Consider the following 22,079-nt stretch of genomic DNA (forward strand, 5'->3'; position numbering starts at 1 on the left):
TAAAACTTATGCTTTCATTTTTTCCAATTTTATACCATAAAGGTAAATATGACAAATTGACACAATAAAAAATAATTTAAAAACAAAAAGCCGGACAAACTCATAAGAGATGAACCGGCTTATTTTTATTTCTAAAATTTATGCTGTACAATTTACATAAATTATATCGAATGTTATTTACTTGATTTCAGGAAAATACATGTACAGTATTTGATGAATTATCTTATTATAACAAGTTTTAAAACGTATTAGGATTATTTGACACCAATACCGATAGATGACAATTATTACAAAATAGCTTCCCTCACTTTTGTCAATTTTCCGAGCAAGTTATCCAGTAAATCTAATTTCAACATATTTGCTCCATCGGATTTTGCATTTTCAGGATTGGGATGGGTTTCGATGAAAATTCCATCGGCTCCCACTGCAATTCCGGCTTTTGCAATAGTTTCAATTAGTTCTGGTCTTCCTCCGGTCACTCCAGAATTCTGATTTGGCTGCTGAAGCGAATGTGTTACATCCAAAATTACTGGAGCGTAATTTCTCATTGTAGGAATTCCTCTAAAATCGACAACCAAATCCGTATATCCAAAAGAATTTCCCCTTTCTATAATGGCAACTTTATTATTTCCGGAATCCCGAACTTTCTGCACTGCAAATTTCATGGATTCGGGGGAAAGAAATTGCCCTTTTTTCAAAGTAACTGCTTTTCCAGTTTCAGCAGCAGCAATCAATAAGTCTGTTTGGCGAACCAAAAAAGCCGGAATTTGTAAAACGTCTACATATTTTGCTGCTAAAGCAGCATGCTCATTTTCATGAATATCTGTAGTTGTAGGAATGTTGAACGTCTCTCCTACTTTTTTTAAAATTTCCAATGCTTTTACATCACCAATTCCCGTAAAAGAATCTACTCTTGAACGATTCGCTTTTTTAAAACTTCCTTTAAAAATATATGGAATCTCATATTTATTAGAAAGTTGAACTATCTTTTCTGCAATTTCCAAAGCCATTTCTTCTCCTTCAATTGCACAAGGTCCCGCAATAAGGAAAAAGTTTCTGGAATCTTTATGATGAATTTTTTCTAAATGTTGTATCATTTTCGTTTTTAATAAATTTATGCAAATATAGAAATAATAAGATGGGTTTTATTTAAAGCTGAACACGCCTTTGTGGCGTGTTCCTACAATTTATTTAAACTTATTGATGATTTTCTCAAAAGTATTGATATTTCTGGAAGTAAATTTGTCTTTCAAATTTTTACGACCAAGAATTTTACCAAATTCCGAATCCAAAGTATTTCCTTTTGGAACTTTCCAATAAAATGCATTTCCAATTATCTGAGCTTTTTCATCTTCTGCTTTTGTTGATTTTTCAAATTCTTCCATCAAGATTTTTTCAGTTCCCGGAAGTGAAATAAAAACATAATTATGAAAACCATCCTCTTTCTCAAAAGGCATTTGCTGAAGCATTTCAGAAATTTCAGATTTACATTTTATGAATAAAAATGCCTCATAACTGAATGCTTCAGACATTTTTTCTTCCAAAACTTTCTTTAACTCGCTTACTGGTTTTTCAGACTGAAAAAGAATATTTCCCGATGCCAAAACTGAACTCACATTCTGCATTTCTGCATTTCTAAAAACATTGCAAACATCCACCATTTTCATGTTGGTTCCTTTTACATTTACACCACGGAGAAAAGCGCAATAGTCCATTGTAATGAGTAATTAGAAATTAGTGATTAGCAATTATTTTTTATTTTTGTTCAGTGTTGATTACTGATTACTTGATTTTTTCATAAAGGTTATAATCTGTTCCGGAAGGCTTCATTTTGTAAATTTTATCCAAAATTTTATTGTCACTTTTCAGATAATCTTTAATTCTAAATTCTTTCAGTAATTTATAATGAGCTTTATAGTATTCCGCATCTTTTCCTTCAAATAAATCTTCATAAGAAAGTAAATATTTGGGCTGCCTATGTTTCACAGTATTAATCCAATAATTTGGTTTGTCTTTTTTTATCTCATTCTGAATTTCTTTATCTACCAAACCAACTTCGTCAATCGCTTTCAAGTGAGAAAAATACGGAACATAACCGGCAGGTTCCAGCAAAATCCATTGCTTTTTATCTTTTTCATACTTATTCAGAAACAAGCCGATACTTCGTCTGTAATTCCATTCACCATTTCCTGATGCAATAGAATGTACAGTCTGAAAAGCCAACATTGGCAAAATATAAAATGCAAATAAAAGCGAAAGCCAAAGGTATTTTCTTTTTTTCTGCTCAAGAACAAATACCAAAACAGGAACGAAAAGGAGAATTTGCGGTACCCAATAATACCAATCGAAATAGCTTTTCTGAGAGATGAAAATAATTTGTTTTACCCATCCAAAAAGAAAAATGATCCAAAGAAAATAATTTCTTGATTTTTTAATCTTCATCAAATAAATAAAACACAAAAATTCAAAAACCAAAACTAAAATGGTAAAAGGATTAAAATCTCCCGGAAGTTTGAGCATTCCCCAATAGTTTCCATAATTTTTAAGGAAATAGATCCAGCTTATTCTTGGTGTAAATTCCTGATCGTATCTTAATTTTTTGGCAAGAATTGTATTATTCACCATTTCATGGAAATAGAACCAGTTGAAACTCATTACAGCCAAAATTCCTAAAAATCCACCTAAAATATAGAACCATTTTATCTTCTTGTTCCAAAAAATATCTACCAGAAAAATTATTCCCAGAAAAATTACAGTATCAATCCTTGTAAATAAAATAAGAATCGGAAAAATAATCTGAGCCCATTTCAAATTTTTTAAAAATCCGAAATACAATAAGCTCATTTCCAGAAAGAAGAGAATTCCGTACTCCATCCCTAAAATTGAAATTTTAATTGCAGGTGGCAAAATCCCGAAAAGAAAAATAAATAAAGCCTGTAATACCGGATTTTTCAAAACCATTTTGGAAAGAAAATAGCTCCCAATGGTAAATAAAGCGGAATTGAAAATCAAGAGAGGTTCAATAAAATTCTCTTTTCCGAAAATTAGATTGAAAAAATAGGAAACAAAAACATACAAATGTGTAGTAGAAGCCGAAATTTTCGTTTCTCCGTTAAATCCTATTACACAGTAATCCAAAAGATTTTGTGCTACCCTCCAAGTGATGAATGCATCTTCCTGAATATGATGGGTAAGAAGAAATAAGAGCTTTACCAGAACCGTAAAAACAACTGCAAATAGAGGAAGATTACGGAATTTTGTATCGTTTTGTTCCAAAACTTAATATTTTAATAAAAAGATTCAGCAAATATAACTCTAAATTCCTACAAGAAAAAACGGGCATTGAAGCCCGTTCTCATTTTATTGTGTTGCTTTTATAATAGCATTGGTAATTTGGTTTTCTTTTTCCGCAGCATACGTAGAATCATAAGGATTCATAACTTCAAAAATATATTGGTAAAATGGCGTTATTTTTTGCACATTCTCAGATTGTTTCATAGCTTTTTCTTTGCCCATCATCTGTAGATCTTTGATGAAGCTATTGAATCTTTTATCTATCGGCTCAATGGATTTTACCAAATAAGAATACGCTTTATCATTTTGTCCGATTTTTTTATAGGCATCTGAAACTGCACCCAAAACAAGAGAATATTCCAGAGGTTTAGTTCTCATTTGTTTTCCAAGATATTTTTGATCTGAAAGCGGAAGACTGGTGTAATAGTCGTATTCTTCAAAAATTCCTTTTTTCAATTCTTCGGCCAGCTTCAGTCCTTTTTGTTCTTGTCCCGAAACAATATATCCGTAAACTATAGAGCTTAATGAACGTGGATCATTATATTTTTTCACAGGAATTTCTCTGGAAGCCAAATCCAGAATTTCTACAGCTTTCTGTTTTTGTCCGGATAAAGCCAGAGCTTCAGCAGCACGACTTGCAGAACTTCTGTAGCCAATAATATTTTGCTGTGCCGTTCCATCAAAATGAACGCTGGTATCTTTAAAATTGCCCCATTTAAAATTTTTGACAATAGTGTACAACTGATCTGCATCTACTCTTCCCATTTCTCCATCTTCACGTTCAGGAGTTTTGATAGGAACTAATTTGTAACTGAATCCTTCAAACTGAAGATAATCGCCCAAGTAAAAAATATTTTCGCTATCGTATATTCCGCCTGAAGAAAAATTGATGGAACGTTTCCAGTCGAAATTTGCGAGAATATCCAGCATCATCAGATTATTCTTAAACATAGAACTGCTTTTGTATGTAATTGGAATATAATCTACAACATTAGGCAGATCTTTTTGGGTAATTATCCCAGCTTTCAGTGCATTAGCTTTGTTTACAGGTAATATAAATTTGGAAACCGGAAGAAAGTTCATTCTTTCATATTTTTCTCCATAAAGCATTTTTAAAATTTCATCCTTTTCTTCAGATTTCATTTTCAGGAACTTCACTGCATCTTTCAATGTCATAGAATCTTGTACAAGATATTTTCTGAATTGTGCAAATGCATCTTCAGGAGCATTTTGATCTTTCAGATTGGCAAAAACATTTTCCCAATCTTCTTTAGTCATCACATAAATCTGATCATTGGTGCCGTCACGATATTCTTCATGTGTTAATTCGGAAGGAACACCCATTGCATTATAAGTTTTTCGTTTTACCTGATCGATATTCCAAGGTGTGGAAATGAGCGTAAAGTTTACTACTTTTACATCATCACGAAAACGTTCCGTTTCTTGTATGCCCCAGATTGGATATGTATCATTATCTCCGTAAACAAATAAAATATTATCTTTTGGTAGCGATTTTAAAGTAGAATAAGCATAATCATAAGCAGCATAACGTTTACTTCTGTCATGCACATTATAATTTTGAAATCCCATCATAAAAGGAATTCCGAGAAGCACTATTCCAAAGGCAAGATTGGCAGCATTGGATTTTACCTTACTTTGTAAAAACCATAAAATAGCAGCAGCTCCCAATCCTATCCAGATCGCAAACGCATAAAAAGAACCTACCATTGCATAATCCCTTTCTCTTACTTCAAAAGGTTTTACGCCGGTATAGAAAACAATTCCTACACTTGTTAAAATAAAAAGAGAAAGGATAGCATAAAATCTTCCGAAATCTTTATTCAATTGGAAGAAAAACCCGATGAGTCCCAAAATAAAAGGCAGAAAGAAAAATTTAACTGTAGATTCGTTATAAAATTTTGATGGAGCTTTATCTACACTTCCTACGTTCATTTCGTCAATAAAAGGAATTCCCGAAATCCAATTTCCGTTAGTGATTTCCATATTTCCTTCCAGATCATTTTGTCTTCCTACGAAATTCCATAATAAGTAACGGAAGAAATAATAACCATTCTGAAAAGTAACGAAATAATCCAAATTCTGAGCAAAAGAAGGTCTTTGAACATTGATTAAATCATATTGACGAATCTGAAGATAATCTTTTGCTTTGATGGAATGATCTTCGTATTTTTTGTGAAGTTCATCAAAAAGCTGTTGTGCTTCCGGGCTGTCTGCAACATCTTCATTTCCATAATTCAATGTAAAATCCGGAGCTCCATACATGGAAATATAATTCTGCATTACATCATTATCTTCACTGAACATTCTCGGGAAAAAACTTACATGATCTTTGCTGAAAATATAATTAAAACGCTCTCCTACTTTTCTGTAAGTTCCTGTTTTTTCATCTTTTTCATAGATGTCACCAAATTTCATCAAACCTTCATCTTTCTTAGTTTTATAGCTTCCGTCTTCATTTTTTTCAATTCCTTTTGCATCAAGAAAAGCAGTATAATTTTGTCCATAAATAGTTGGCCAATCTCCATATTGTTCCCTGTTATAATAATCCAGCATTCCGATAGCGTTATCAGGATCATTCAAATTCATTGGCGGATTTGCATTTGCACGAATCGGGATCACCATCCAACACGAGAATCCGATAATCATATAAACTATTGAAAGAGCAATGGTTTGATAAATATTTTTCTTGGCATTTCTGGCATATTTTATTCCGAAATAGCAAACCGCCACCAAAATCAAAAATGCTATAATAGTTCCTGAATGGAAAGGAAGACCAAGTCCGTTTACCGCAAAAATCTCGATTTTCCCGAAAAGTGACATGATCAATGGGAAAATCACTTTAAAAACAATTGCAAGAATAATTAAAGTAATAAAATTTGCCCAAAGAAAACTTTTCCAAGAAAATTGATAATTTCTGGCATAATAAATAAGACAAACACAAGGTAAAGCCAACATACACATCATATGTACACCTACCGAAAGCCCAATAATAAAAAATAATAAAACAATCCATCTTTCATTATCAGAAGCGTGATATTCGTTTTCCCATTTAGTAATAATCCAAACTAAAAGGGCAATAAACATGGATGCCATTGAATATACCTCTCCTTCAACTGCCGAGAACCAAAAAGTATCTGAAAAAGTAAAACACAAAGCACCAATCAACCCTGAAAATAAAATGGAAATTTCCTGACTTTTTGTGATTTCGTCAAAATCTTTATTTAGCAGCCTTCTCACAAGATGAGTTATCGTCCAAAACAAAAACAGAATGGTAAAAGCACTGAAAAGTGCCGACATAGCATTGATTACTACGGAATAATGATGTCCGTTCCCAAAAGCAAATGTAGCTGCAACTGCCCCCATTAATTGAAACAATGCTGCACCAGGAGCATGGGTTACTTCCAATTTTACTGCGGAAGAAATATATTCTCCACAATCCCAAAAACTGAAATTAGGTTCAATAGTAGAAAGATACGTAAAAAATGCTATAATGAAAACCACCCATCCTAAAACAGTGTTCCATTTTTTAAAAGACCAGTTTCTCATAAAGTGTTAAAAAAATTCAATGTTGCGAAAATAATGCTTTTTAATGGTATAACCCTGATTTTAACATAATTTAAAAATTTTGGTCTGAAATTTGTGATTTCCTACAAGTTACATTGCAAAACAAAGATTGAATAATAGACTATCAATCACAATCTTAACAAAAAAATAATTACTATTTATTTTTTTCGTATTTTTGCAATCGGTTTTTAGAGAAAAATATTAGAAAATGATTAATGTTTACGAGAATATTCTTGGTTTAATCGGGAACACTCCAATGGTAAAACTTAATTCGGTTACCAGTGAAATTCCAGCGACAGTATATGCGAAGCTGGAGTCTTACAATCCCGGTCATTCTACTAAAGACAGGATAGCTTTACACATTATTGAAAATGCAGAAAAAAAAGGATTACTGAAAAAAGATTCAATAATTGTAGAAACAACATCCGGAAATACAGGTTTTTCTATAGCTATGGTTTGTATCATCAAAGGTTATAAATGTATACTTGCTGTAAGCGACAAAACAAAAGCTGAAAAAATTGCATATCTTAAAGCATTAGGAGCAACTGTTTATGTTTGTCCTGCTAATGTAGCTGCGGATGATCCGAGAAGTTATTATGAAGTTGCTAGAAAAATAGCAGAAGAAACTCCAAACTCTGTATACATCAATCAATATTTTAACGAACTGAATATTGATGCTCATTACCAAACAACAGGGCCAGAAATTTGGGAACAAACTGAAGGAAAAATCACCCATCTTTTCGCTTGTACAGGAACTGGAGGAACTCTTTCAGGTTCAGCAAAATTTTTAAAAGAAAAAAATCCGGATATCAAAATTATAGGTGTAGATGCAGATGGTTCTATTTTAAAAGGATATCACGAGACAGGAAAAATCAATAAACTTGATATTCATCCTTATCAAATTGAAGGAATGGGAAAAAATCTGATTCCGACTGCTTTGCTTTTTGATAAAATTGATGAATTTGTAAGAGTAAATGACGAAATGTCTGCATACAGAACTCGTGAGATTGCTTTAAAAGAAGCAATAATGGGAGGCTATACAACAGGAGCTGTAACTCAGGCATTGTTGCAATATGCCAATTCTCATAAATTTACAAAAGATGATGTTGTGGTTCTCATATATCCTGATCATGGTTCTCGCTACATCACCAAAGTTTATAGTGATAAATGGATGGAAGAACAAGGATTCATCAATAATTGTTTTCACAATTACGATGAGGTTTTCAAAACTGAACATATTAAGTAAAAATATTCAATATAAACAAAGCCTTTTGAAGCATGACAAAAGGCTTTTTTAATCATTTATATTTTAATTAAATTTGTCTGTAAATTATAAATAATTCAAACATAAAAAAATGGTAGATATATTTGAAAGAATAAAGCAAAATCCTGGTCCACTTGGACAATTTGCTGATTATGGTGAAGGATATTTTATTTTTCCAAGACTGGAAGGCCCGATTGGTCCAAGAATGAAATTTCAGGGAAAAGAAGTGATCTTTTGGAGTGCAAACGATTATTTGGGACTTTGTAATCATCCTGAAGTTTTAGAAGCTGATGCAAAAGCTGCTGCGGAATACGGAATGTTTTATCCGATGGGAGCAAGAGCAATGTCCGGAGAAACCGATCAGCATTTGGAATTGGAAAGACAGCTTGCAGATTTTGTTCAGAAAGAATCTGCCTATCTTCTAAATTTTGGATATCAGGGAATGCTTTCTACTATTGAAGCATTGGTAAACAGACATGATGTTATAGTATATGATGTAGATTCTCATGCTTGTATTGTAGATGGTGTAAGAATGCATTTCGGAAAAAGTTTTACCTACCGTCACAATGACATGGAAAGCCTTGAAAAAAATCTTCAGAGGGCTACAAAAGTTGCGGAAGAAAACGGAGGTGGAATTCTTGTAATTACAGAAGGTGTTTTTGGAATGCGAGGACAACAAGGAAAATTGAAAGAAATTTGTGCTCTTAAAGAAAAATATAATTTCAGACTTTTAGTAGATGATGCTCATGGTTTTGGAACTCTCGGAAAAACAGGAGCCGGAGCCGGAGAAGAGCAAGGATGTCAGGATCAGATTGATGTTTACTTCTCCACTTTTGCAAAATCTATGGCTGGTTTTGGAGCTTTTATTGCCGGAAACAAAGATGTAATTCGTTTTCTTAAATTTAATCTTCGTTCTCAAATTTTTGCAAAATCTTTGACAATGCCAATGGTAATCGGAGGATTGAAAAGATTAGAACTTCTCAGAACAAGACCGGAAATCAAAGCTAAACTTTGGGAAAATGTAAATAAACTTCAAAACGGTCTATTAGAAAGAGGATTTAATATTGGAGATACCAATACATGTGTTACACCTGTAATGATGCAGGGAACACCTGTAGAAGCTACTCTTTTGGTAAAAGATCTAAGAGAAAATTTTGGAATTTTTACATCAGTTGTAGTATACCCTGTAATTCCAAAAGGAATGATTCTTTTAAGATTAATTCCAACTGCTTCTCATACTGATACAGAAATTAATGAGACTTTATCTGCTTTTGAAGCCATCCATGACAAACTTGTGAACGGCCATTATAAAGCTGCGGCTGAAAAATTATTAGCTGAACAAGGATTAGAATTCAAGCCAATTTAATATTGATTGATCTACTTATAAATAAAAACCCGTTTCAAAATCATATTGAAACGGGTTTTATATTTTTTCATTATTTTATTATACCTTCATAATATCAGTCTCTTTCGCTTTCACATGCTCATCAACTAATTTTACATATTTATCGGTAAGCTCTTGAATATCCGCTTCTACATTTTTTATTAAATCTTCAGAAACTCCATCAAGTTTTTTTAGTTCTTTCATTCCATCTTGTCTTGCATTTCGGATGGTTACTTTTGTTTGTTCACCTTCCGATTTGGCTTGTTTAGAAAGATCCCTTCTTCTTTCTTCTGTTAATGGTGGAACATTCAAAATAATATATTCACCATTATTGGATGGAGCAAATCCTAAATTTGAAATGATAATTGCCTTTTCAATAGCATTAATCGCTGTTCTGTCCCATGGTTGAATAGAAATTGTCATTGCATCCGGAACCGAAACATTCGCCACCTGATTGATTGGTGTCATTGCTCCATAATATTCTACCATCACATCCTGAACCATAGAAGTTGAAGCTCTTCCAGCTCTAATTTTTTGAAATGCATGATCCAAATGTTTTATAGCGGCATCCATTTCCTGTTTTACGGTTTCTACAATAAGATCTAATTCTTCCATTATATATTTAAAATTTGATAGGTTACACATTTTATGAGCAATAAGTCATTAGTAATCAGCAAATACTATTTTTTTATTTAATTGCTCTTTTACTTGTTTTATAAATCTACTAATGTTCCGATCTTTTCTCCCTGAACTAATTTCAGTAGGTTATTTTCCTTATTCATATCGAAAACAATAATAGGCAACTTATTTTCATGGCTTAAAGTAAAGGCTGTCATATCCATCACTTTTAAGTCTTTTTCAAAAACTTCTTCAAAAGTAAGAGAATTATATTTCACGGCATCAGCATTTTTTTCAGGATCACTGTCATAGATTCCATCTACTCTAGTTCCTTTTAAGATAACATCTGCATCAATTTCGATTGCTCTCAAAGTAGCTGCTGTGTCAGTTGTAAAATATGGATTTCCGGTTCCTGCTCCAAAAATCACTACTCTTCCTTTTTCCAAATGTCTCACTGCTCTTCTTTTGATGAAAGGTTCGGCTACTTTATCCATTTCAATAGCGCTTTGCAAGCGGGTTTTAATTCCTGCATCTTCCAAAGCTCCCTGTAAAGCCATACCATTAATTACTGTTGCAAGCATTCCCATATAATCACCCTGAACTCTATCCATTCCTTTTGCTGCACCAGCCAATCCTCTGAAAATATTTCCTCCTCCAATTACAATGGCAACTTCACATCCAAGATCCACTACTTTTTTAATTTCTGCGGCATATTCTTTAAGGCGTTCGTTGTCAATTCCATATTGTCTGTTTCCCATTAATGCCTCTCCACTAAGTTTCAGAAGAATTCTTTTGTATTTCATTTCTACTTTTATAAAAAATATTTGTGCTGCAAATATAAGGAATCACAAATAATTTCGTTAATAGATTTATATTTACAGAGAAAAATTTTATACCCTCTGAAAAAAAATTATTTTTGCAAAGCTAAAGTTTCATTTTGAAGAAGTTTTCCATTTTTTCATTTTTACTCTGCTCTTGGTTTTCATTCGCTCAGGATGGAACTACAGTGTATCCTTTTATGAATATTCCTGTCTCAGCAAGACAAGCTGCTTTAGGAGGAGACGCTGTTTCTATAAGAGATAATGATGTGAGTTTTTCAGGAATCAATCCTGCACTCATGAATTTGGAACAGGATAAAATGCTTTCTATTAATTACGCATCGTATCTTGCAGATTCCAATTACGGCACAATCAGCTATGTAAGAGATTTGCAATACGGGCATTTGCTTTCCATCAATGCACGATATATGGATTATGGAAAAACGCCGAGAACGGATGAAGCCGCCAATATTTCCGGAGAATTCAGTGCAATGGATGCTGCTTTTGGTGTAGGATATGCCTATCAATTCGAAGATGAATGGACAATAGGAACAAATGTAAATTTTGTGACCTCAAAAATTGACACGTATACTTCAATGGCAGTTGCAGCAAGTGCAGGTGTTACCTATCATTTTGAAAAAACCAATGAAACTCTTTCTTTAGTTGCCAGAAATTTTGGATATCAAATCCGTCCTTATAATGGAGTTCGTGAAAAACTTCCTTTCAGAATAGACTTGGGATACACCAAAATTTTGGACGAGTTTCCACTTGCTCTTACTATTACTGCCCATGATCTACAGAAATTTAACATTTCTCAAGATTATAATATTAACGGGCAGGAAGTACGATGGACACGCAAAGCTTTCGATCATCTTTCCTTTGGTGCAGAGATTTTTCCGCAACAATCCTTTAATATTAGGTTTGGCTATAATGTAAAAAGAGGAAATGAGCTTGCTGTTATTGATCAGCGTAGTTTTTCCGGGCTGTCTGCTGGTTTTGGTATCAAAATTTCGTATTTCAAATTTGATTATGCTCATGTTCGTTACCACAATTCTTCCAATGTAAATATGTTTGGACTGACAATGGATTTGATAGAACTTGGCGGAAATCGAAGATAAAATCTGCTTTTCTATTTTTTTCGTTTCAAAAAAATCAGCACTTTTGTGGTATGAAAAATTTGGTGATTGCCATTGACGGATTTTCTTCTACAGGAAAAAGTTCCATTTCTAAAATTATTGCAAAAAAATTGGGTCTTGTTCATCTGGATACCGGAGCTTTATATAGAGGTGTAACTTATTTTGCAATAGAAAATTGCCTTGATAGTAACAATGAAATAGATCTTCTGACTCTTTTTTCAAAATTTGAAAATATTAATCTGGAATTTAGAAATGAAAACGGAGAAATGATTCTCTACCTCAATGACAAAAATATTTCCAAAGAAATCCGTGAACAAAGAGTTTCTGATAACGTAAGCCTCATTGCAAAGCAAAAAGAAGTGCGCGATTTTCTCCTGAATACACAAAGAAAAATGGCAGAAAAAGGAGGTGTGATAATGGACGGAAGAGATATCGGAACCGTAATTCTTCCGGATGCTGATTACAAATTTTTCCTCACAGCCAGTGTAGACGAAAGAGCAAAAAGAAGATTTCTTGAATTGCAGGGAATGGAAATAGAAACAGATCTGAATACAGTAAAAGAAAATCTGATTTCACGAGACAAAATAGACAGTGAAAGAGAAATTGCTCCTTTGAAACAAGCAGAAGATGCTATTTTAATTGATAATACCTTCCTTACCAAAAAAGAAACAATAGATCTTATACTTTCCAAAATCAATACAATTAACAAACTTTAAGATTTATAATTATTTCCTTTGGTATATAAATTGTAACTTTAATTCAACTCTATTTAATAACTTTTAAAAACAAGAGAAAATGTCAAAAAAAAGAAATAATACAGCCGGTGTACTTGCAGGATTATTGGCAGGTGCAGCAGCAGGTGTGGTTTTAGGAATGCTTTATGCTCCTGAAGAAGGAAAAGAAACCAGAAAAAAAATAAAGAAAAAAGCTGAAGATTTCAGAGATCAGGCTGTAGATCAGTACGGAAAAGTGTCTGAAAAGGCAAAAAATCAGTACCAAGATGTGTCTGAAAAAGTAAAAAGCCAATATAACCATCTTTCTGAACAGGTAAAAGAAACTGCTGATAGAGTGGCATCTTCCGTAAAGGAAGGTTATGAAAAATATAAAGATCAGGCTATATCTAAAACGACAGATGTGGTAAAAGATGTAGAAAACGAATTAGATAGCTTACAATAAACCTTTCTTTTAAAAACAATAAAAGGAACTTGTTTCGAGTTCCTTTTTTTTGTACCTTCGAAATTATTCGTATTTATGATTGAGATTCTAAAAGAATACAGCTCCAAAAGACTTGAGCTTTTAAAACTCACTGCAACTGAAAAAACTTCAGTAGGTTCAGGTTTAATTGTTTTTTCGGTTTTAGTTTTCATTGCCCTATCTTTTTTTATACTTCTGCTCAATATAGCGGTTGGTTTTTTTATTGGTCATTACTTAGGAAATTATGGATATGGTTTTCTCATTCTTTCCATTTTTTATTTTGTCATTTTTATTTTTATTCTGATATTCAGAAAAGTCATTATGAAAAGTGTAGCTAACAAAATCATTGAACTTTTAAACGATTAAAAAATGTCTCTACGATACAGCAACCTTACAGAACTTCAAAGAAAAAAAGAACTTTTAAAAAAGGACATTAAAGACCTGGAAAATCTTATTACTTTTGAAAATACTAAAGAAAGTTTGAGCGCTATGACGCATGGATTTACAGATCAATACATTAAGGAAAATATACAGGAAGACGGAACCTCTAAACTTTCTTTGAAAACAGGAAACATTATCAAAGACGTAAGTGCCAAAATAAAAGATAATGTCAATAAAAATTCTGTTGTAGGATTTGCAACCGGTGATACAGGAACTGCTCTTGCAGAAAATGCTATCAAAATAGCACTAGTGGCTTTTGCCGGAAATTATGCTAAAAAAAATCTTGCACATTCCAGTTGGAAGAAAAAAGCTATTGGTTTTGCTATGATCTATATTGCGCCAATTGCTCTGAAATTTGTTCGCCAAAAACTGGAACAATACCAAAAAAATAAAGCTACTTCGAGTTTGGAACAGTTGATTTAACTCTCATTTTTTTAACAAAATTGCGTTAAAAAACCCTAAAAACTTATAGTTAGGTTTTCATAAATTAGTATTCTAAAATTAAAAAACTACTAATCTTATGAAATACCCTAATCGAATTATCAAAAAAGGCGAAAAAGATAAAAAAATAGTAACCGCCGTTCAAAATCAGCTTCTAAAAGTAAACTGTGGTCCGTTAGAAGTAGACGGAGATTTTGGAAATCAAACTTTTGCTTCTGTAAAATTATTTCAATCAAGAAATACCGACATTAATGGTGTTCCTTTGATTGTTGATGGAAAAATTGGCCCTATTACTTGGCAAATTTTATTTAAAGAAAGCGATACTCCTCAAATTGATACTCCTACAAATGATTTATTTAAAGAAGTAATTAAAATCGCAAACTCCCAATTAGGAGTTCGGGAAGATCCACCTAATAGCAATAGAGGAAAAGACGTTGCCAAATTTTTGAAATCGGTAGGATTGGATGCAAACTCAGGTAGTTTTCCTTGGTGTATGGCATTTGTCTACTGGTGCTTTGATGAGGCTTCCAAAAAAATCGGAAAACCTAATCCAATGATAAAAACAGGAGGAGTTTTAAGACAATGGAATGAGACAAAAAATAAGAAAATAAAAAAAGCTGATGCTGTAAACAACCCATCTTTACTAAAACCCGGCTTTGTATTTATCCGAAATTATGGAGGCGGAAAAGGACACACCGGTATTATCACAGCTGTAAATGGTGGCTATATTGAAACTATAGAAGGAAACTCTAATAACAACGGAAGTCGTGAAGGTGTCGGCGTTTTTAAATTGACACGAAAAATAAATTCTATCGAAAACGGTTTTATTGATTTTAAAAGTACATAATCAAGATTTCTATAAAAAAAATACCTGTTTAAAAATTGAGCAGGTATTTTTTTATTTACCCGAAAATATTTGCCCTAAAATAATTCCAGCAGCCATAGAAACATTAAGACTTTCTGTGATTTTTTTGCTTCCGAATCTGGGAATAGTAATTTTTTTATGCAATAATTTTTCGGTTTCGGGACGTATTCCATTTCCTTCGTTTCCTAAAATCAGATTGAATTTTTCAGGAACACCCCAAGAAAAAATATTTTCACCATCCATGTCTGTTCCGATATTTTGATTAGGTGTTGTTTTCAAAAATTCATCCAGATCTTTATATACAATATTCACCCTTGTGAAAGATCCCATGCTTGCTTGTATTACTTTAGGATTATAAAAATCAACAGTATCGTTGCTGCAAATAATTTGTTCAATTCCAAACCAATCGGCAAGACGGATAATTGTACCCATATTTCCGGGATCTTGAATTCCGTCAAGAACAATTTGTCGTGCAACATTTTCTAAAAACTTGTTTTCATAAAGTTCACATATTGCAGCAGAGTCTTTAGGATTTTGCAAAAAACTTATTTTTTTTAAATCTTGATCAGAAATTTTTACTATTTTTTCTTCATTAAAGTCAAGAGAGTCAGGATTTATGGAAAATATTTCTCGAACTTTGAAATGTGTATTAGGAAGCTCTTTTATAATTTTATTACCTTCTACCAAAAACAAGTTGTATTTTTGTCTAAACTTTTTTTTGTCTAAAGACTTTAAAATCTTGATTGTATGAGCTGTAAGCATTTTATAAAATATCTCCAAAAGTATTATTTATTTTTCTCTTCTGCAACCACCTTTATTGTGCTTTTAGCCTGTAGTACAACGAAAAAAGTTCCGGATGGAAACTATCTGCTTACCAAAAACGATTTCAAGTATGAAGGAAAAAAAATTTTCGCCAATGAAATTCCTAATTATGTAAATCAGAAACCTAATAAAAAACAACTTTTTCTTTTACCGATTGGGCTTTGGCTTTACAATGGTTCTAATCCGAAATACGATTCTATTTTAAATGAATATTCTACCTTTCCCAGTGAAATGAGAAATCAGAAACTTCGTGATTCTTTATCTATAAAATCTGGACATCCAGAATATGTTGGAAAAAATATGTTTTTCAGTAGGTTTCGTCACAATTTTGGACAGCCTCCGGTAATTCTAGATCAGGCAAAAACGGAGAACAGTGCCAATTCTATTAGAAAATATTTAGTTTACAGAGGCTATTGGGATACAGAAACTAAATTTACTCATAAATTGGATTCGGCTAATAAAAAAGCTGAAGTTACATATTATATAAATCCAAAAGATGCTACTTATATTGATGGATATTATTATGACATACCAGATCCAGCAATTAAATGGATTTACAAAGAAGATCTTACCAAAAGTCTGATAAAAAATAAGCAAATCCTCGATCAGACTGTTTTGGAAAAAGAAGTAAAAAGAATTAATGATTTGATGAAGGATTATGGATATTACAAATTCAATTCTGATAATGAAGATATCTATTTTACTGCCGATACTTTGCAAAGCAGAAAACAAGTACCATTAACACTTGAAATTCATAAAGATTCTATTGACTCTCCTTATAAAAGAACCACAATCGGAGATATAAAAGTTTATCTTCTGGAAAAATTGGCAGATTCTGCTGTTGCTCAAAAAGACTCAATGCGAGATGGTATACAAGTGTACCGTTTGGATGATCAATATTCCCAAATGTCATTATGGAGACCCATCATTCTTAAAAACGGTGATATCTACAAGCAACGGAATTTGGATTTATCTAAAAGAAATATAGCTTCTACAAACAATTTCAGTATTATAAGCTACAAAGAAACTATCCGGAAAAATATGGATAGCATTTTGGATGTTTCTTACTTTTTAGCTCCTCTTCCTAAATATGAATTTAAGGCTGCTGCAGATATTAATTATTCTCAGATTTTAAACTTTGGAATTTCACCTTCTTTAGACCTCACTTCCAGAAATGTATTTGGAGATGCAGAAAATATTACTACTTCTATTGCCGGAACATTCGGTTCGGTAGTAGATACCAAAGACATCAATAAGAGAGCCCTTGCTTATGAAGTCTCCACACAAGTTGCACTAAATGTTCCTAAATTATTTCTGCCGTTTAAATATGACAAGCTCATTCCTAAAAGATATTCTCCTTCTTCATCTATAGTTTTGGGAGCTTCCATTCAGGATAATATTGGTTTGGGAAGAATAGGTTTTAATGGGAGTTTGAATTATTTTGCTAATGTAAATGATATTGTTTCACATCGACTTACGCTTTTCAATACACAATTCAGCTTGACACGAAATAAAGAAAAATATTACGATTATTTCACAGGAGAAAGAGATATTGTAAGCCGTATTCATGAAGAATATTTTAAAATACATCCGGAACTTTATCCAGACTATCTCTCTGGGAATATTACATTTGATGACGCATCTTTACTGGCTCTGGAAAGTCAGGAGTTAATAGAAAATTTTGTAATCAATTCCGCAGAAAATCAGAACTTATATTATGGTTTTCTACAATCTCTACTAAATAAAGAAAGACAAACACAAGATGTACTGATCAGTTCTTTGATTTATAATTTTATCTATAATGAAATTGGAAAAAAAGATCACCCCAATCCTTTTTATTTTAATGCTAAATTTGAAATGGCAGGAAACCTGCTTGGATTATTGAGTAATAATGAAGGTTCCGGTCTCACCTCAGGGAAATTCAAAACGCTTTTTGGGATTCCGTATTCACAATTTGTAAAATTTGATTTTGATGTGAGAAAGTATTTCAATTTTTTTGATCATCATACATTAGTATTACGCCAGTTCATCGGTTTAGGAATTCCATACGGAAATTCCAGCGCTATGCCTTTTGTACGATCTTATCTGAATGGAGGCTCCAACGATATCCGTGCATGGAGAGTTTTTGGAGGATTGGGCCCTGCAGATTTGCAAACCGATGTAAGAGTGAGATCGTATCTTATGGATAATGTAAAACTTACTACCAATATCGAATATAGAATGCCTTTTAATAACATGTTTGAAGGAGCATTTTTTGTAGATGCAGGAAACATTTGGAGCTTAAAAGACAGTGGTTTTGGAGATCAGTTTAGATTCAATAAATTTATTAGTCAAATGGGTGTCGGAACTGGAGTTGGACTTCGGATAAATGTTGCTTATATTACACTAAGACTTGATGCAGCTTATAAAGTTTATGATCCCAATCAAGCAATAGGTGATCGTTGGGTAATTGGAAAATGGCAGCCTTTAAAACCTGTTCTGAATTTTGCATTTGGATATCCTTTTTAATGAAATATTGTTACGATAATTTTGTGAAAAAATTGAAAGGTTAAAGCGTATTTTTAAATTGATAAAAATTTAGATTGGCTTTAATTAAAAAAGGGACTGTATATAAAATATGCAGTCCCTTTTTCTTCTTATGATTCTAAATCTGGAGTCGATTTTTTGTGATATTCAAACTCTCCTGGATAGAGTTTTTTTAATCTTTCTTGTTCTGCTGCATCTTTTTCTGCATCATGTGCGTGTTTTTCAACATACTTTCTTCTTCTTTTGATTTTTCGTTTAGAAATAATGTAGAACATTACCGGAACGATAATCAATGTTAAGAAAGTTGCAAATGAAAGTCCGAAAATAATGGTCCATGCTAATGGTCCCCAAAACATTACATTGTCTCCTCCCAATGAAAAATGAGGATTAAGCGTAGTAAGGAAAGAAGCAACATCAAAATTCAATCCTACTGCTAACGGAATTAATCCTAAAATTGCCGTAGTTGCTGTTAATAATACAGGTCTCAAACGCTCTTTTCCAGATTCTACAATAATTTCTTTTACTTCTTCCAACTCAAGATCATCATGGGTTTCTACTCCTTTTTGGGCTACTTTTTCGTCAAGTCTTAGCACAAAGAAATCCATGAGAACGATACCGTTTTTCACCACAACTCCTGCAAGAGAGATAATTCCCATCATGGTCATCAAAATCACGAAATCCATCCCAAAAATTGACAAACCTAAAAATACCCCTGCAAAACTCAAGAAAATAGTGGTCATAATAATAAGGGTTTTAGAAAGTGAATTGAACTGGAATACAATAATAGCCGTAACCATAGCCATTGCCAGAAATAGTGCAAACAATAGGAAATTCATATTTTTTCCCTGTTCTTCCTGTTCACCACCAAAACCATATGTAATTCCTTCAGGAGTTTTGTAATTTTTCAAAGATGTCTTAATTTTTTCTACAACTTCATTATTATTATACCCTTTCAATACATTAGAATAGATCATAATTGTTCTGGTATTGTCTTTTCTCTTGATTTTATTGAAAGTATTTTCTTCTTTCATGGTAGAGAAAGTAGACATAGGTACTAAAACTGATCCAAAAGGTCCTTGAAGTGTAATTGGCTGATTGAACAACAAACTGGTATTTCTTCTCTGATCTTGTTGCAACCTTACGGAAATATCATAATCGTCTTTCGTATCTTTGAAAGTAGAAATATCTTGCCCAAACAAAGCTCTACGAAGAGTAATTCCTGTATAAGCAGTATTAACACCCATATTTCCTGCGGTTTCCCTGTCAATATCAATGATAAGTTCCGGACTTTCTTTATTAATATCGGACTGAAGTTTTTCTATACCGGAAATGCCTTGTCCATTAACATAAGTAATCATCTTTTGTGCTTCCGTAAGCAGATCGTCATAGTTGTCGCCTTTCAATTCAATAGAAATTGGATAACCAACCGGCGGTCCTGCCGCATCTTTTTCTACTGTAAAAGTAAAACCCGGAATATTAGGAATTGCCTTTCTAATATCTTCCATTACATCGCCTGTATCAATACCATTACGTTTTGCAAATTCTACATAAGTGATGGTAATTTTAGATTTGAAAGGTGTATCTGCTTGTGAACCTGCATCTACTTGAGGATTGATAGCACCTTTTCCAACTTGGGTTACCATGGATTCAACCAAAAGATTTTTACCAGTTTTAGGATTTTTATATTTATTAATAACATTAAGAATCTTCGCTTCTACCTGTTTTGTAGCACTATTAGTTTTTGCAATATCTGTTCCTTGAGGATATTCTAAATAAACGATGGTTTGTTTTGGTGTGTTTTCCGGAAAGAAAAGTACCTTAGAACGTCCTATACTGGTCATTACACCATATAAAATAAATGAAAAAAATAGTACACCTACTACTCCTAAAAAGGCATTTCTCGGTTTTTTTCCTTGTAAAAGATTTCTTAAAAATACCTGATATTTTTTAGCCAAATTTGGGAAAAATGTATACTGAAAATGCTCTATTCTGTCATGGAAAAAGTTTTTGTAAAGCCAAATAGCGGCAATAGCCAACACAGATAAGGTTACACCTGCCAAGAAAAAATCAATTTTTGTAAGTATTCTTATTATTCCAAAGAAAACTCCGGTAATGATAAAAATTAACGTATACTTTTTTGCCTGACCTTGTGACAGGTTCTTATTATCAAGTGACATACCTCCTGCCGTCATAGAAGCATTGATTACCAATGCTACAAAAAGTGATGCTAAAAGTGTAACGGTAAGAGTAATAGGAAAATACTTCATAAATTCTCCCATAATTCCCGGCCAAAGAAGCATCGGCAAGAATGCGAAAACCGTTGTTAAAGTAGAAGTAATTACAGGAAATGCAATTTCGCCGATTCCAAATTTGGAAGCCTCTCTTCTTTTGTATCCTTTTTCCATATTGGCGTAAACATTGTCTACCACTACAATTCCATCATCTACCAACATACCGAGTCCCATTACCATTGCAAAAAGTACCATTGTATTCAATGTAACTCCGAAAGCACTTAATACCGCAAAAGCAATTAACATGGAAAGCGGAATTGCTGTTCCAACAAATAATGCATTTTTAAGCCCCATTGAAAAACTCAATACGCACATTACCAAAAGAATACCTATTAATATGTGATTAGCAAGTTCGTTCACCTGATGTTCTACATCGGTAGATTGGTCTGAAGTAAGCGAAATATCCAAATCTTTCGGAAGATAAGTTTCCTGAGCTTTTTTTATTTTTTCTTTAGCTTGTTCTATGGCAGCAATCATATTGCTTCCCGATCTTTTTTTCAGGTTAATCATTACTACATCTTTTCCGGATTCTCTTGCGTATGTAGTTTTTTCTTTTTCTTTAAAGGCTACAGTTGCAATGTCCTGTATTTTTACACCAGGCTTTACTAAAAACTGATTAAGATCTGAAGGTTTTGAGATCTGGCCTTTTATTCTCACATTTTCACGGTTGCCTTCTGTAATGAGATTTCCTCCGGAAATGGTAATGTTTTCGTTTCTTATGGCATTGATAACTTGATCGAAACTTACTCCAGCCGCATTCATTTTAAATAAATCTAATGCTACTTCCACTTCATTATCATCAACTCCTAAAACAACAGCTTCTTTTACTTCAGAAATGTCTTCCAAATCATCTTTGATATCATCAGCATATTGCTTTAAAGTAAATTTTGGATAATTTCCTTTAACGTTTATATTCAGAATAGGCATTTCTTCAGAAATGTTAAGATCAAAAACACTTGGCTCTACCTTTGATCCGGAATCTACAGTAGGCCAATCCTGGTCTCCTTTTGCTTCGTCTACTTTATCTTTTATCCTTTGTTTTGCTTCTGCTAAAGGAACTTTTTCATCGAATTCTATTGTAATCAAACAATAATCCTGAAAAGAATTGGAGGTTACCTTGTTTACTCCTGAAACGTTTTTAAATTTATCTTCGAGTTCTTTTGTTACCAGTTTTTCTACATCTTCCGCAGAGTTTCCGGGATATATGGAAGATACATATATTTTGTTTTCTACCACTTCCGGAAAACTCTCTCTCGGCATAGACATGTAAGAAAAAATCCCCAGTATTACTATAATGAAAGTAAGTACATACACTGTGGTTCTATTATCTACAGCCCAACTGGAAAAGAAAGATTCTTTTTCGTGGTGTTTATTTTCGCCCATATTTTTAATTTGTTTTA

The 22,079-nt window shown here is 32.8% G+C and carries 17 protein-coding genes; 9 read left to right on the forward strand and 8 right to left on the reverse strand.

All coding sequences use genetic code 11. The annotated features are described in order from the left end of the window. Positions 1-287: 287 nt before the first annotated feature. From kdsA to AC2A1C_RS06285, 4 genes are all read right to left on the reverse strand, one after another. Positions 288-1,097, reverse strand: coding sequence for a 3-deoxy-8-phosphooctulonate synthase (kdsA, locus tag AC2A1C_RS06270; RefSeq protein WP_484024443.1), 810 nt, complete (start codon positions 1,095-1,097; stop codon positions 288-290). Between the two features lie 90 nt (positions 1,098-1,187). Continuing rightward, positions 1,188-1,715 carry a DUF1697 domain-containing protein gene (locus AC2A1C_RS06275; RefSeq protein WP_484024445.1) on the reverse strand — a complete coding sequence of 176 codons (528 nt, stop codon included), beginning with the start codon at positions 1,713-1,715 and terminating at the stop codon, positions 1,188-1,190. A 67-nt stretch (positions 1,716-1,782) separates the two neighbouring features. After that, the gene (locus tag AC2A1C_RS06280; protein ID WP_484024447.1) at positions 1,783-3,276 is read right to left on the reverse strand and encodes a hypothetical protein; all 1,494 of its coding nucleotides are present in this window, start codon (positions 3,274-3,276) and stop codon (positions 1,783-1,785) included. A gap of 84 nt (positions 3,277-3,360) precedes the next feature. After that, positions 3,361-6,861, reverse strand: a complete 3,501-nt coding sequence (locus tag AC2A1C_RS06285) for a glycosyltransferase family 117 protein (protein WP_484024449.1) — start codon at positions 6,859-6,861, stop codon at positions 3,361-3,363. Between the two features lie 226 nt (positions 6,862-7,087). On the opposite strand from AC2A1C_RS06285, the gene AC2A1C_RS06290 reads away from it, so the two are divergent. Together AC2A1C_RS06290 and AC2A1C_RS06295 are read left to right on the forward strand one after the other, a co-directional pair. Further along, a complete protein-coding gene (locus tag AC2A1C_RS06290; RefSeq protein WP_484024451.1) occupies positions 7,088-8,125 on the forward strand; it encodes a PLP-dependent cysteine synthase family protein in 1,038 nt (345 codons plus the stop codon). A 109-nt stretch (positions 8,126-8,234) separates the two neighbouring features. Next, positions 8,235-9,509 carry an aminotransferase class I/II-fold pyridoxal phosphate-dependent enzyme gene (locus AC2A1C_RS06295; RefSeq protein WP_484024453.1) on the forward strand — a complete coding sequence of 425 codons (1,275 nt, stop codon included), beginning with the start codon at positions 8,235-8,237 and terminating at the stop codon, positions 9,507-9,509. Positions 9,510-9,587: 78 nt separating this feature from the next. Here the strand turns inward: AC2A1C_RS06295 and frr are convergent, their stop codons facing one another. Together frr and pyrH are read right to left on the reverse strand one after the other, a co-directional pair. After that, positions 9,588-10,142 (reverse strand): ribosome recycling factor, encoded by a 555-nt coding sequence (gene frr / locus AC2A1C_RS06300; protein WP_484024455.1) that lies wholly within the window; start codon positions 10,140-10,142, stop codon positions 9,588-9,590. A gap of 98 nt (positions 10,143-10,240) precedes the next feature. Further along, positions 10,241-10,948 carry a UMP kinase gene (pyrH, locus tag AC2A1C_RS06305; protein WP_484024457.1) on the reverse strand — a complete coding sequence of 236 codons (708 nt, stop codon included), beginning with the start codon at positions 10,946-10,948 and terminating at the stop codon, positions 10,241-10,243. A 134-nt stretch (positions 10,949-11,082) separates the two neighbouring features. Between pyrH and porQ the strand changes: the two genes are divergently transcribed. The 6 genes from porQ (at position 11,083) to AC2A1C_RS06335 (ending at position 15,022) form a co-directional block, all read left to right on the forward strand. Next, positions 11,083-12,081 (forward strand): type IX secretion system protein PorQ, encoded by a 999-nt coding sequence (porQ, locus tag AC2A1C_RS06310; RefSeq protein WP_484024458.1) that lies wholly within the window; start codon positions 11,083-11,085, stop codon positions 12,079-12,081. Between the two features lie 50 nt (positions 12,082-12,131). After that, positions 12,132-12,815 (forward strand): (d)CMP kinase, encoded by a 684-nt coding sequence (gene cmk / locus AC2A1C_RS06315; protein WP_484024460.1) that lies wholly within the window; start codon positions 12,132-12,134, stop codon positions 12,813-12,815. 79 nt (positions 12,816-12,894) lie between these two features. After that, positions 12,895-13,275 (forward strand): YtxH domain-containing protein, encoded by a 381-nt coding sequence (locus AC2A1C_RS06320; RefSeq protein ID WP_484024462.1) that lies wholly within the window; start codon positions 12,895-12,897, stop codon positions 13,273-13,275. A 75-nt stretch (positions 13,276-13,350) separates the two neighbouring features. Next, positions 13,351-13,659, forward strand: a complete 309-nt coding sequence (locus AC2A1C_RS06325; protein WP_484024464.1) for a phage holin family protein — start codon at positions 13,351-13,353, stop codon at positions 13,657-13,659. 3 nt (positions 13,660-13,662) lie between these two features. Beyond that, positions 13,663-14,157, forward strand: coding sequence for a phosphoribosyl-ATP pyrophosphatase (locus tag AC2A1C_RS06330; protein ID WP_484024466.1), 495 nt, complete (start codon positions 13,663-13,665; stop codon positions 14,155-14,157). A 97-nt stretch (positions 14,158-14,254) separates the two neighbouring features. Further along, the gene (locus AC2A1C_RS06335; RefSeq protein WP_484024468.1) at positions 14,255-15,022 is read left to right on the forward strand and encodes a CHAP domain-containing protein; all 768 of its coding nucleotides are present in this window, start codon (positions 14,255-14,257) and stop codon (positions 15,020-15,022) included. 51 nt (positions 15,023-15,073) lie between these two features. Here the strand turns inward: AC2A1C_RS06335 and AC2A1C_RS06340 are convergent, their stop codons facing one another. Beyond that, positions 15,074-15,802 (reverse strand): TrmH family RNA methyltransferase, encoded by a 729-nt coding sequence (locus AC2A1C_RS06340; RefSeq protein WP_484024470.1) that lies wholly within the window; start codon positions 15,800-15,802, stop codon positions 15,074-15,076. Here AC2A1C_RS06340 and tamL point away from each other — a divergent pair. Next, the gene (gene tamL / locus AC2A1C_RS06345; RefSeq protein ID WP_484024472.1) at positions 15,788-18,370 is read left to right on the forward strand and encodes a translocation and assembly module lipoprotein TamL; all 2,583 of its coding nucleotides are present in this window, start codon (positions 15,788-15,790) and stop codon (positions 18,368-18,370) included. The two genes, AC2A1C_RS06340 and tamL, sit on opposite strands and share 15 nt — an antisense overlap. A 128-nt stretch (positions 18,371-18,498) precedes the next feature. Here tamL and AC2A1C_RS06350 read toward each other — a convergent pair whose 3' ends face one another. Next, positions 18,499-22,062, reverse strand: coding sequence for an efflux RND transporter permease subunit (locus AC2A1C_RS06350; RefSeq protein ID WP_484024474.1), 3,564 nt, complete (start codon positions 22,060-22,062; stop codon positions 18,499-18,501). Positions 22,063-22,079 lie beyond the last annotated feature (17 nt).

It is taken from the genome of Chryseobacterium sp. HNCC26DJ241 (assembly GCF_057180505.1).